This window comes from Corynebacterium jeddahense (assembly GCF_028609865.1).
GTDB lineage: Bacteria > Actinomycetota > Actinomycetes > Mycobacteriales > Mycobacteriaceae > Corynebacterium > Corynebacterium jeddahense.
Genome location: NZ_CP063194.1, coordinates 38212 through 51420, shown reverse-complemented (window position 1 = coordinate 51420; position 13209 = coordinate 38212). Strand labels below are relative to the sequence as shown.

The window sequence follows — 13209 nt, the reverse complement described above, 5'->3', positions numbered from 1 at the left end:
CTCATGTGAGACATTTGAACGCGCTGTGGCCTTATCCGTCCCCGCGGATTGCTCCTCGCCTGTCATTCCTGAAGGGTGTCAGGAAGTTTGTGTGTGAGGCTCTGATCTAGAAGGAGTTTCACCGATAATGACTACGGTGTCACCGAAGAAAAACCATGACCCGGCGAGGGTCAACGAGATCTGCGAGAAGCTGATGGAAAATCCTGAGCTCGCCAGCCTGATCAGCGAGCTGTCGACCACTGCTGATGATGCCAGCGAGCTGGTCAAAGGCTTGTTGCAGGCATCGATCAACGCTGGTCTTAAGGCAGAGATGGATGCGCATTTGGGCTATAGCCATTCCGACCGCAAGGCCAAAGCCCAGGTGGAAACCGCGCAGGAGAGCAATCACCGCAACGGGTCGTACACCAAGACCGTCAATTCTGGCTACGGCCCGGTGGAAGTGACCGTGCCCAGGGATCGTGCCAGCACGTTTACGCCACGGATGGTGCCCAAAGGCGCACGCCGACTCACAGAGCTCGACGACATGATCGTCTCGCTGTACGCCGGCGGGATGACCGTGCGCGATATCCAGCATCACCTCGCGACCACCCTTGGGGTGGATATGAGCCCGGATACGATCAGCACCATTACCGATGCGGTGTTAGACGAGGTCATGATCTGGCAGAACCGCCAGCTCGACGAGTTTTACCCGGTGATCTTCCTCGACGCGCTGCGCGTGAAGATCCGTGACGGCCACCGCGTGGTCAACAAAGCCTGCTATATGGCGGTTGGTGTCGACATGGACGGCATCAAGCACATCCTGGGATTGTGGATCGCGGAAAATGAAGGTGCTGCATTCTGGGCATCGGTGTGCGCGGATCTGGCCAACCGCGGTGTCCAGGACGTGTTCATTGTGTGCTGCGACGGGCTCAAAGGCTTGCCGGAAGCCGTGGAGGCAACCTGGCCGAATTCCATGGTGCAGACCTGCATTGTGCACCTGATTCGGGCTACGAACCGGTGGGTGTCGTATCAGGGGTTGCGTCCCTTAGTGTGGTGTAACGCTTGCTGATGGTGGGCCCTTGAAAATAGTGGGGCGGCCACCGCCAGTAACCTTTCGACTCAACTACCACATCTCACCGAAAGGCACATGACGATGACCGCTGCACAGCATTCTATCGACCCTGCAACCTACTTGGATGATCTCCTCGCCCAAGCCTCCCCTGACCTGATGCGGCAGATGCTGCAAGGGTTTATCAACCAGATCCTCTCCGCCCAGGCCGACACCGTCTGCGGCGCCGAATACGGCGTCTCTTCTGAACAGCGGGTCAACCACCGCAACGGGTACCGCCACCGCGACCTCGACACCCGTGTCGGCACGATCGACGTGGCAGTGCCGAAACTGCGCCACGCACGCGTTCTTCCCCGACTGGCTGCTAGAGCGCCGCTCACGAGCAGAACGCGCACTATCGACCGTGATCGCCACGTGCTACCTCAAAGGGGTCTCCACCCGCAGAATGAACGATCTGGTGGCAACCCTTGGGATTTCTAACCTGTCGAAATCGCAAGTTTCGCGCATGTCGGAAGAACTCGACGAGATGGTCGCCGACTTCAAAAACCGCCCACTCGACCCCGGCGGGCATGCCTACCTGTCGTGCGACGCGCTCACGATCAAAGTCCGCGAAGGCGGCCGGGGGGTCAAATGCTCGGTGCTACTTGCCACCGGGGTCAACGCCGACGGCTACCGGGAAATGCTCGGCATGCACGTCGCCACCACGGAATCCAACGCATCGTGGAAAGGCTTCTTCCAAGACCTCAAAGCCCGCGGGCTTCGCGGTGTCTTCCTAATCACCAGTGACGCCCATGAGGGCATCCAGCACGCGATATCCGAAGTGCTGCCCGATGCGTCGTGGCAGCGCTGTCGCACCCACTTCGCCAAAAACCTCTACGAAAAGGTGCGGGTCCGGAGAACGTCAACGGAAAATGCTCGAGTGGTACCTCCGCACCAAAAAGCAACTGCCTGACGACCCACTAGACATCGCCAGGCAGTGCGATTTTGGCCAAGATCAACTCGTCAAAGTCAACGATCTTGCCGAAGAAGACCACAACAAAGCCGACCAGGAAACAGGACGACCAGCCTTCTACGACAACGCTATCCCAACCGAATACGAACACTCGATAGGAATCAGAAAAGGCCCCATGAAATAACAAACGGTGTGCCCGCCCCACGACACGCCGAGCGGACACACATTTTGCTACTTAACCCGCGATCCGGGTGACACTGGCAGGGGCCAGCTAGAACGGGTTAAACGACAAAATGTGTGTCCGGATTCGTCGATTTGTTTGGGATGACCAGGGGTAATCCGGAAAGTATATGCTCCTGGAGCTTATATCCGCCCCGGGGCGGCGAAATACTGGGGTGTGACAGCAGCATGTGGTAGTAGCCGGTGTTGGCTTGATCAATGCCGAAGAACCAACCCCGCTGCCAGGTGTGCGGCGGCGAGATGAAACGCAATGGAAAGACTTCTGCCAACCGCACCCGGTGGCGGTGCAAGAACTGCGGCGCTTCCACCACCAAGCAGCGCCCCGATATCACCAACTCCGCAGCCTTCGCAGCATTTATCGCCCACCTCACGACCGGTGCAAGCTTGAACACCGCTGCCGCCGAAGCAGGGTGTCATCCTCGTACCCTGCAACGCCGGTTTGAACACTTCTGGCTAGTTGATATCCCCGATCCCACAATCGGGCACGAAGGCCGGGTTTACGACCAGGTCTTTCTTGACGGCACCTACACCGCCGGTGGGTGTCTCATCGTGGCCGCCACCTTGGATCACGTCATCGCCTGGCACTGGTGCACACGTGAAACCACCCGCGACTACCAAAGACTTCTCGAACGTATCCCCGCACCCCTGATCGCTGTCATCGACGGCGGCCAAGGTGCTGCCAGCGCGATCAAGACATGCTGGCCCACAACGAAAGTGCAGCGCTGCCTCGTCCACGCCCAACGCGTGGTACGCCGGCACACCACCGCACGCCCACGCACCGATGCAGGACGAGCGATCTACCAGCTTGCGCTCAACCTCACGAAAATCACCGATCTTGACGAAGCCGCCGCGTGGGGTGCGCAGCTGCACGAATACGGCACTATCTACCGCGACTGGATGAACCAGAAAACGTGGACAACCGACCCGGCGACACGGCAACGCACCTGGTCATGGACACATGAACGCACCCGCAAGGCCTACAACAGCCTCAACCACCTATGGCGCAACCAGCTGTTATTTGTCTATCTCGACCCACCCGACGGTGTCCTCGATGCCAGCCGGATCAAATCCACCACCAACAGCCTAGAAGGCGGCATCAACGCCCAACTGAAACTGCTGGCCCGCACCCACCGCGGCAGATCCGGGGAGCATCAACGCCGGATGCTGGAGTGGTGGCTGTATCTGCAAACGGAACTGCCTGACGATCCGGTAGAGATCGCCAGGCAGTCCAACTGGGGCCAGGACCAACTCGCCAAAGTATCCACCCTGACCCACAACGAGAACCAAGCCGACCACGAAACCGGACGACCAGCCCTCTACGACAACGCTATCGACACCAACTACACACACTCAATCGGCATCCAAAAAGGCCACATCTAACCCCGCGACACGCCGGAGCCAGACACACATTTTGTCGTTTAACCCGCTAGAACCGGTTGGCCACATAAGAAAAGGCCCGCCGTACGTCCTGCGCGGCGGGCTTTCGGTTGTGCCCGGGGGGGGACTTGAACCCCCACGTTCTTGCGAACACTGGCACCTGAAGCCAGCGCGTCTGCCAATTCCGCCACCCGGGCGGGCGACGTGATCAATATAGAACGCAGGTCACACAATCTACAAACCCGCAGCGCATCCCCTTTTTCACCCCGCCCCGCGGACAGGCGCGCCACGGTGGACGGATAGGTCGTGTCGGGGCTGGCACCTATACTGTCTGAGTTACTTAAATTCGCATGTGAGGAAAGGAGGTGTACGGGAAGTGGCGGTAATGGACAGGCTGGCAAAGTTGGACAGTTCCCTGCAACGCGGCTTGGACAATTCCATGGCCGCGCTGTTCGGCGGCAAGGTCGTGCCTGAAGAGCTGGAAGAGCTGGTCAAGCAAGAGGCCCAGGACTCGCTGGTGGTCACGGACAAGGACGAGTACGTCGCGCCGAACGTGTACGCGGTGGGCGTGTCCTCGAAGGATCTGGAGAACCTGTCGCAGAACCGCGAGCTTCCTGTAGACCTCGCCGACCAGCTCATGCGGTACGCGCGCAACCAGCAGTGGTTCCTCGACGGGCCGGTGGTCGTGCGTATCGCGGAGGAGTCGGGCCTGCGCACTGGCCAGCTGCGGGTGTCGTCCTACATCGACACCATGCCGGACGTGGTCAGCGGCTTCGACGCCATCCTGGCGGAGCCGAAAACGCGCCGCGCCTCACGCTCGCAATTGAAGGAGGATGCAATGTCCGAACCCACCACCGATAACGCGCAGACGAGCGCGACCGGCACGCCGACGGTGAGCCTGCTGCTGCAGGACGGCTCCTCGCGCACCTACCTTGTGCACGAAGGCTCCAACATCCTGGGCCGCTCGAACGACTCGGACTTCCGTCTGCCGGACACGGGCGTGTCCCGCCAGCACGCGGAGATCACCTGGGACGGCCAGGTGGCGGTGCTGGTGGACCTGCAATCCACGAACGGCACGACGGTCAACGACGAGCCGGTGGATAACTGGATGCTCGCGGACGGCGACGTGATTACGCTGGGCCACTCCAACATCGAGGTGCGCATCGTCGGCCCGGGCGACCAGCCCGCCGCGGATGCGAGCCAGCCGCAGTTCACGGACTCGGTCTCCCACCCCAGTACCGAATACTTCCGCCCGTAAGGGGGCCACATGGATTCCACGGTGATCCTCAGCGCGCGCTTCGGCCTGCTCGCCCTGCTTTGGGTGTTCATCTTTCTGGTCATGTGGACGCAGCGGAAGGATGTGGTGAAGGCGGGCGGAACGCAACGTCGTCACGCGACGGCCTCTGCCCCCGCCCCCAGGGAGAAAGCGCGGACCCTTGCGGTAGTTGAGGGGCCGCTGAAAGGCTCGCACATGGAAATTGCCAGCCTGGAAGACTTCACTGTTGGCCGGGCTGGAGACAACGACTTCCAGCTGGGCGACGACTTCGCGTCGTCGCGCCACGCCCGGCTGTTCCGCCGCGGCAGCGACTGGTTTGTGGAGGACTTGGATTCGCGCAACGGCACCTTCGTCAACGGGGTGCGCATTGACCAGCCCGAGCGGGTGACCGTGGGCACGGACATGAAGATGGGACGCACGATTGTGAGGCTGATGCCGTGAAGCTCGCACTAGATTTCGTGGCGGTGTCCGACCGCGGCCTGGTCCGGGGCAACAACGAGGACTCCGCGTACGCTGGCCCGCACCTGCTCGTCCTCGCGGACGGGATGGGCGGCCACGCGGCCGGTGAGGTGGCCAGCCAGCTCATGGTCGAGCACCTCGAGCACCTTGACCGCGACCCCGAGGACGCGGACGTGCTCGCGCTGCTCGGCGCCGCCGCCGAGGACGGCAACGCCGCCATCGAGGCCTCCGTGGCCGAGCACCCCGAACAGGCCGGCATGGGTACGACGCTCACGGCGCTTATGTTCAACGGCGCCGCCTTCGGCATGATCCACGTGGGGGATTCGCGGGGCTATTTGCTTCGCGACGGCAAGCTCCGCCAGCTCACCGTGGACGACACCTTCGTCCAGTCCCTGGTTGACGAGGGCAAGCTGGCCCCCGAGGACGTGTCGACGCACCCGCAGAAGTCCCTCATCCTCAAGGCGTACACCGGCCACCCGGTGGAGCCGCACCTGGAGATGGTGGAGGTGCAGCCGGGCGACCGCGTGCTGCTGTGCTCCGACGGACTCTCAGACCCCGTCACGCGCGAGACCATCGAGATCGCGCTCGGCGACGGCACCCCGGAGATGGCGGCCCAGCGCCTCATCGAGCTCGCGCTGCGCTCCGGCGGGCCGGACAACGTCACGGCGGTAGTCGCCGAGGTCGTCGAGGCGGGCGAGGGCGCGGGTGAGGGCGCCACGCACGAGCCGCGCGCGGCCGTGAAGGCCGGAGCGCTGGCGCCGGGCTACGAGTCAACGCACCCGGACTCCTCGGCCTCCCGCGCGGCGGCACTGCTGCGCAAGTCCGAGACCATCGCGCCGGATCACAACCGGGCGAAGCTGCAGGAGGCGGACGCCGCCGACGACGAGGAGGCCCACACTAGGGCCTTCGAGGCCGTGGGCGCCTCCACCGCCGTGGCCGGTGCGTCCGCCGGAGCGTCCGCCGGCGCGGCCACCGCGAAGGCGAAGCAGCCGGGGACGGTGTGGCCGTGGGTCGTCGCAACGCTGCTGCTCCTGCTCGTTCTCGCGCTCGCGGGCGTGATGTGGGCGCACTCGCGCAACGGGGACTCCTACGGGCTGCGCGTGGAGGATTCCGGCGAGTTCGTGGTGCAGCACACCTCGCGCGAGAACGCGTTCGCGCACGAGGAGACCGAGGACCTGCAGCACGCGTGCCTGAGCGAGTCCGGGGACCTGCGCGTGATTGGCAAGGACGCGAAGCCGGGCGACTGCCACGTGTTCTCGCTGCAAGACCTGCCGAGGGACCGCCGGGACGCGGCGCGCGAGGACGCGGAGAACGCCACCGGCTCCTACGACGACGTATTAGCCAAACTGAATGAGTTGGCGGACGGCGCGTTGCCCGGGTGCGTGGACAAGCAGACGCCCGACAAGGACAAGTGCCGGGAGGTGCGATGAGCCGCCTGACCTCCCGCAGCCGCGAGCTGCTCCTCCTGCTCTGCTCGACGGGGCTACTCGCCCTCATGCTCTTCGGCTTAGAGACGAGCCAGGGGCGCACCCTGTCCAAGGAGATGCTCTACATCATCGGCGGCTTCGCCGGCGTCTACGCCATCGCGCACCTCGCCATCGCCTTCCTGGCGCCGCACGCGGACCAGGTGCTGCTACCCGTGGTCTCGCTGCTCAACGCGGTGGGGCTGGTGGTCATCCACCGCCTCGACCTCGCCGAGCGCCCCGGCTACGGCCCTCTCGCGGAGCGACAGATGCTCTGGTCGCTCGTCGGCGTGGGCCTCATGGTGCTCACGCTCATCGTCGTGCGCGACCACAAGGCGCTCTCGCGCTACTCCTACCTGCTCGGCCTGCTCGGCCTCATCCTGCTCGCGCTGCCGCTCGTGTGGCCGCAGCCGCCGGGGTACGAGGACGCCCGCATCTGGCTCTGGCTCGGACCGTTTTCCATCCAGCCGGGTGAGTTCTCCAAGATCCTGCTCCTCATCTTCTTCGCACAGCTGCTCGCCCAGAAGCGCGCGCTGTTCACCGTGGCGGGCCGGCGCATTTTGGGCCTCACGCTCCCCCGCCTGCGCGACCTCGCGCCGATTCTCATGGTGTGGGCGATCGCGATATTGATCATGGCCGTGTCCAACGACTTCGGCCCGGCACTGCTGCTCTTCGCCACCGTGCTGGGCATGGTCTACTTTGCCACCGACCGCGCGTCCTGGCTGTTCATCGGCCTCACGCTCGTGGCCGTCGGCGGCTACGCCGTGTACCAGGTGAGCGCGAAGATCCAGGAGCGCGTCTCCAACTTCATCGACCCGTTCGCGGACTTCGAGGGCATTGGCAACCAGCCCGCCAACGCCCTGATCAGCCTGAGCTGGGGCGGTATCACCGGCACCGGCCTGGGCTACGGCCACCCGGAGCTCGTGCCCGTGGCGCACTCCGACTACATCCTCGCCGCCATCGGCGAGGAACTCGGCTTCGCGGGCATCGCCGCCGTGCTGTGCCTCTTCGCCATCTTTGTCACCCGCGGCTTCCGCGCCGCGATGCAGGTGCGCGACTCCTACGGCAAGCTGCTCGCCTCCGGGCTCGCGCTCACCATCGCGATCCAGATCTTCGTCGTCGCCGGCGGCGTGTCCGCGATGCTGCCAATGACGGGCCTGACCACGCCGTTCATGTCCGCCGGCGGCTCGTCCGTGATGGCCAACTACATCCTGCTCGGCCTGCTGCTGCGCATCTCCAACAGCGCGAACCGGCCCGCGGATTACGACGCCGTGGCCGAGGGCACCGCCCAGCGCTTCGGCCGCGAGCGTGAGGCGGTGGCCGCGCGATGAACAAGTCCATCCGCTACGGCGCCGTCGTCTCGCTGCTCCTCATCGTGGCGCTGCTGGTCAACTTCACCATCGTCCAGGGCATGCGCGAGGACGAGTACGCGCAGAACGAGCACAACTCGCGCACGCTCATGGAGCTCAAGCAGGTCAACCGCGGCAACATCCTCGCCGGCGGCACCGTCCTCGCCGAGAGCTACCGCAACGAGAACACCGGGTACTACCAGCGCACCTACCCGAACATGCCGTTTTCTTTCGCCCCGATCGTCGGGTACGTCTCCGACCAGTTCGGCACCTCCCAGGTGGAGGCGAGCTACAACGGGCTGCTCACCGGGGACACCGGGTCCTCCTCGCGCTTCCTGCGCACCGGCAAGGAGGACGCGCAGAAGGGCGACGACGTCGACCTCACCCTCGACCCGAACCTGCAGGCGTTCGCGTACGACCAGCTGGCGAAGCCGGGGTACGACGGCGCGGTGGTGGCCCTTCGGCCGTCGTCAGGCGAGGTGCTCGCGATGGCCTCGACGCCGAGCTACGACCCGAACACCATCGCCAACCCCGACAGCGCCGGCGACGCGTGGGCCGAGGTAAACGACAACCCGGGCAAGCCGCTGCTCAACCACGCGACGCAGGAACAGCTGCCGCCGGGGTCCATCTTCAAGATCATCACCACCGCCGCGGGGCTGCGCAACGGGTACACGCCGGACTCGCCGCTCACCGGCGAGGCGCAGATCATCCTCCCCGGCACCGAGGGCATCCCGCTCACCAACTACGCCGGCCAGGCCTGCGCGGGCGGCGGGCAGGTGCCGCTGCGCACCGCGTTCGCCCTGTCCTGCAACACCGCGTTCGTGCAGATGGGCCTGGACATGGGCGCCGACGCGCTGCGCGACGCGGCGGACCGCTTCGGCATCGGGCAGCGCTACGACCTCGGCCTGCCCAACGCGAACGGCTCGCTCGGCGACCTGCCGGGCCCGGCGGAGCTCGCGCAGTCCGCGATCGGCCAGCGCGACGTGACCATGACGGCGCTGCAGGCGGCGGTCATGGCCGCGACCATCGCGAACAAGGGCAAGCGCATGCAGCCCTACGTGGTGCGCCAGGTACGCGACGCCGACGGCAAGACCGTGCAGGAGACCAAGCCCGTGGAACTCAACGAGGCCGTAACGGAAGAAGAGGCCGCGACGATCACGGACTTGATGTACGGCTCCGAACGCTGGAGCTACGGCTACGACGGCAACGGCTACGCCTCGAAGACCGGTACCGCCGAGCACGCCGAGGGCGCCGCCCCGCACGTGTGGTACGTCGCGTTCGACCCGCAAAAGGACGTCGCCGTGGCCGTGGTGGTGAAAAACGGCGGCCACCTCGGCGAGGCCGCCACCGGCGGGCAGGTGTCCGGGCCGATCGGCCGGGCCGTGCTGCGCGCCGCCCCCGCCCCCGTGGAAGGAGCACAACGATGAACACCGAAAACCGCGAGGACCTCCAGCAGCTCGTCGGCGACGGCTACCAGCTGCAGTGGATCATCGGCCACGGCGGCATGTCCACCGTGTGGCTGGCGGACGACCTGGCCAACGAGCGCGAGGTGGCCATCAAGGTCCTGCGCCCCGAGTACAGCTCCAACGCCGAATTCCTCGCCCGCTTCCGCAACGAGGCGATGAGCGCACAGGGCATCAACTCCGACAACGTCGTGGCCACCTACGACTACCGCGAGGCGGACACCGGCGCGGGCTTCACCGTCTGCTACATCATCATGGAGTACATCCGCGGCGAGTCGCTCGCGGACCTCATCGCGCGCGAGGGCCAGCTCGACGAGGCCGTCGCCCTCGACGTGCTCGAGCAGGCCGCCCACGGCTTGGCCGTCATCCACCGCATGGGCCTGGTGCACCGCGACATCAAGCCGGGCAACCTCATGATCACCCAGAACGGGCAGGTCAAGATCACCGACTTCGGCATCGCCAAGGCCGCCGCCGCGGTGCCACTCACCCGCACCGGCATGGTCGTGGGCACCGCCCAGTACGTCTCCCCGGAGCAGGCGCAGGGCATGAAGGTCACCGCCGCCTCCGACGTGTACTCCCTCGGCGTCGTGGGCTACGAGATGCTCTCCGGCCAGCGCCCCTTCACCGGCGACTCGTCCGTGTCGGTGGCGCTCGCGCACGTCTCCGCGGAGCCGCCCGCGCTGCCGATCTCGGTGTCCGCCCCGGCGCGCGAGCTCATCGAGATCGCGCTGCGCAAGGACCCGAACCAGCGCTTCCGCGACGGCAACGAGCTCCAGCTCGCCATCTCCCAGGTGCGCCAGGGCCTGCGCCCCGCCCAGCCCGGCGGCCACACCCAGGTCGTGGCCACGGAGCCGTCCGCCACCGCGTCGACCCAGATGCTCGCCAGCGTCGCCGACGAGCGCACCGCCCGCCCCGAGGGCGCCTACCCGCCGTCCGCCGCCCGGGCCGTTGCTTCTCGACGCCCTCCGGCACAGCCCGTCCCCGCCCCGGCCCCGCGCGCTACCCAACCCGCGCCGGAGAAGACGTCCTCGGCCGGCCCCGTCATCGCCGCGATCCTTCTCATCGCGCTGCTCGGCGGCGCCGCCGCGTGGGCCTACACCGCGGGCGTCTTCGACCGCTTCACCGGCTCCGGCACGGCCACCACCACCTCCGCGACGAAGACGAAGCCGGCGCCCACGCCCACCGAGAGCGAGGAGCCGACGGAGGAAACCGCGGTCACCGAGACCACCACCGAGCGCGAGCGCACCACCGTCACGGAGCGCCGCACGCCCGGGACCTTGCGTTTCGACGAACCTTCGGCCGAGCACTCCCCCGCCGCGCCGGCCGCACCCGCGCAGCCTGAGAAGTCGCCGCAGGAGCAGACGTCGTCGGCGCGTGAGGTGCCGGAGGTGGAGACGTCGATAAGCAATCAGCCCGAGGCCACACCTTCCCCCTCACCTGGGATAGAATTGCCGAATCTTGACAGCTTGCTTGGAGGTGGCAGGTAAATGCTGATCGCGGACCGGTACGAACTCGGCGACATCATCGGCACCGGCGGGATGTCGGACGTGTACGCCGCCACCGACGTCGCGCTCGGGCGCCCCGTCGCCGTGAAGATGCTGAAGATCGACATGGCGCGCGACGAGAACTTCCGCGAGCGCTTCCGCCGCGAGGCGCAGAACTCCGCGCGGCTGAACCACCCGAACATCGTGTCGGTGTACGACACCGGGTCCGTGGAGACGGGCGGCGTGGACGTGCCCTACATCGTCATGGAGCGCGTCAACGGGATGAACCTGCGCGACATCGTGCGCAACGAGGGCCCGCTCACCCCCGAACGCGCCGCCGGGCTGCTGCTGCCGGTCACGCGCGCGCTGCAGGCGAGCCACGACGCCGGGATCATCCACCGCGACATCAAGCCCGCGAACATCATGGTCACCAACACCGGCGCGGTGAAGGTGATGGACTTCGGCATCGCCCGCGCGCTGGACGACTCGACCTCCGCGATGACGCAGACCTCCGCCGTCATCGGCACCGCGCAGTACCTCTCCCCCGAGCAGGCGCGCGGGAAGGCCGCCGACGCGCGCAGCGACATCTACGCCCTCGGCTGCGTCATGTACGAGGCCGTCACGGGCGCCCCGCCGTTCGAGGGCGAGTCCCCTTTCGCCGTCGCCTACCAGCACGTGCAGGAGGACCCGGTCCCGCCGTCGGAGCGCGTGCCGTACGACCTCACCGACAACGAGGCCGTCAACGTCGACTCCGTCATCCTCACCGCGATGGCGAAGCACCCCGCCGACCGCTACCAGTCCGCGTCCGAGATGGGCAACGACCTGGCACTTTTGGAGCGCGGCAGCGTGACGACGGCCGCACGCAACCACCTCGCCGCCGCTTCCCAGGCCGCCGGCGCGCACGCCGCCGATTCGCCGGCGGATGGCCACACCGTGGTCGTTGGGGAGCCGGTGCGCGAGCCTGTGGTGCGTCGAGAAGCACCTGCCTCCGAGAGCCACACACGCTACGCCGACCATCGCGCCGCGAACGAGAAGACCTCCTCGAACTGGCTGAAGTGGCTCGCGGCGCTGCTCGGGCTGCTGCTCGCGGCGGCCGTGTCCTGGTTCGCGTACGACTACTTCTCCAGTTCCTCCGGCGACGACTCCGCGCCGACCCCCGTGCAGGAGGCGATGGTGCCCGTCCCCGACGTCGCGGGCAAGCCGCGTAACGACGCCGTCCGGGAGCTCGAGGACCTCGGCTTTTCCGTCAACGTCATGGAGGAGCCCAGCCCCGACATCAAGCGCGGCGACGTGATTTCCACGAACCCGGCCGCGGGCTCCGAGCTGAAGAAGGGCACGCAGATCACGCTCACGGTGTCCTCGGGCAAGGAGATGACGGACGTGCCCGACATCACGAACCTGACCACCGAGGAGGCCGTCGACGAGTTGAAGAAGGCCGGCCTCGAGCTCAACCCGAACGTGCGCCGCGAGTCCAGCGACAACATCCCCGACGGGATCATCCTGGGCCAGCAGCCCGCGGGCGGCACCCAGATTGCGAAGGGCTCCCGGATCGCCATCACCGTGTCCTCCGGGCCAAAGATGGTGCAGGTGCCCTCGCTCGTGGGGCTCAACGTGGAGCAGGCGACGGCGACGCTGTCCTCCCTGCAGCTGCGCTCGACGGTGACGAAGGTGGATTCGGCGAAGCCCGAGGGCGAGGTGCTCGCCGTCGCCGGCGAAAACACCGACGTGGAGGCGGGCACGACCGTCGAGCTGCGGGTGTCCAACGGCATGCTCATGACCATGCCGGAGATCACGCGCATGAACCCGACCGATGCGGAGCGCGTGCTTCGCGACGCCGGATGGAACGGCCGCCTCGTCCCCGGCCCCACCGTGCCGACGGGCGCCCTCGTCGACTCCGGCCTCATCGGCCACCAGGAGGTCAAGGCCGGCGACACGATCCGCAAGGACCAGGCCATCGGCTACAACCTGTGGAAGTTCGACGCCGGCGAACTCATCCCGCAGAATAACGCGGCCAGCGGGCAGGCTGATACAGTTCAACCCCAGAACCCGGCGAACGCGCTGCGCGGTGTGCAGCGCGGGCTCGGCTTGTGAGTTGCCC

Annotated in this window: 8 protein-coding genes, 1 tRNA gene and 3 pseudogenes; 11 read left to right on the top strand and 1 reads right to left on the bottom strand. The window is 66.3% G+C overall.

What is annotated here, in order from left to right:
• Window positions 1-127: 127 nt before the first annotated feature.
• The 4 genes and pseudogenes from CJEDD_RS00205 to CJEDD_RS00190 form a co-directional block, all read left to right on the top strand.
• Window positions 128-1009: pseudogene (locus CJEDD_RS00205) on the top strand (IS256 family transposase); the annotation flags it as partial.
• A gap of 123 nt (window positions 1010-1132) precedes the next feature.
• Window positions 1133-1922 (top strand): annotated as a pseudogene (locus CJEDD_RS00200) (IS256 family transposase); the annotation flags it as partial.
• Window positions 1923-1938: 16 nt separating this feature from the next.
• Window positions 1939-2184: pseudogene (locus CJEDD_RS00195) on the top strand (IS1249 family transposase); the annotation flags it as partial.
• A 254-nt stretch (window positions 2185-2438) separates the two neighbouring features.
• Window positions 2439-3620 (top strand): IS1249 family transposase, encoded by a 1182-nt coding sequence (locus CJEDD_RS00190; protein ID WP_273657494.1) that lies wholly within the window; start codon window positions 2439-2441, stop codon window positions 3618-3620.
• A gap of 110 nt (window positions 3621-3730) precedes the next feature.
• On the opposite strand, the gene CJEDD_RS00185 is transcribed toward CJEDD_RS00190, so the two are convergent.
• Window positions 3731-3814: transfer RNA gene (locus CJEDD_RS00185), tRNA-Leu, on the bottom strand.
• Between the two features lie 179 nt (window positions 3815-3993).
• Here CJEDD_RS00185 and CJEDD_RS00180 point away from each other — a divergent pair.
• The 7 genes from CJEDD_RS00180 to pknB are packed head-to-tail and all read left to right on the top strand — an operon-like array spanning window position 3994 to window position 13202.
• On the top strand, window positions 3994-4875 hold the full coding sequence (locus tag CJEDD_RS00180; RefSeq protein ID WP_042408846.1) for a DUF3662 and FHA domain-containing protein: 882 nt from the start codon (window positions 3994-3996) through the stop codon (window positions 4873-4875).
• Window positions 4876-4884: 9 nt separating this feature from the next.
• Window positions 4885-5334 (top strand): FHA domain-containing protein FhaB/FipA, encoded by a 450-nt coding sequence (locus CJEDD_RS00175; protein WP_042408849.1) that lies wholly within the window; start codon window positions 4885-4887, stop codon window positions 5332-5334.
• Window positions 5331-6782 (top strand): PP2C family protein-serine/threonine phosphatase, encoded by a 1452-nt coding sequence (locus CJEDD_RS00170; protein WP_042408851.1) that lies wholly within the window; start codon window positions 5331-5333, stop codon window positions 6780-6782. Before CJEDD_RS00175 ends, CJEDD_RS00170 begins: the two co-directional genes overlap by 4 nt.
• Window positions 6779-8146, top strand: coding sequence for an FtsW/RodA/SpoVE family cell cycle protein (locus CJEDD_RS00165; protein WP_042408854.1), 1368 nt, complete (start codon window positions 6779-6781; stop codon window positions 8144-8146). Before CJEDD_RS00170 ends, CJEDD_RS00165 begins: the two co-directional genes overlap by 4 nt.
• A complete protein-coding gene (locus CJEDD_RS00160; RefSeq protein WP_042408858.1) occupies window positions 8143-9591 on the top strand; it encodes a peptidoglycan D,D-transpeptidase FtsI family protein in 1449 nt (482 codons plus the stop codon). The genes CJEDD_RS00165 and CJEDD_RS00160 overlap by 4 nt, the downstream gene beginning before the upstream one ends.
• A complete protein-coding gene (locus CJEDD_RS00155) occupies window positions 9588-11114 on the top strand; it encodes a serine/threonine-protein kinase (RefSeq protein ID WP_042408859.1) in 1527 nt (508 codons plus the stop codon). The genes CJEDD_RS00160 and CJEDD_RS00155 overlap by 4 nt, the downstream gene beginning before the upstream one ends.
• Window positions 11115-13202, top strand: a complete 2088-nt coding sequence (pknB, locus tag CJEDD_RS00150; RefSeq protein WP_074432566.1) for a Stk1 family PASTA domain-containing Ser/Thr kinase — start codon at window positions 11115-11117, stop codon at window positions 13200-13202.
• Window positions 13203-13209: the final 7 nt, after the last annotated feature.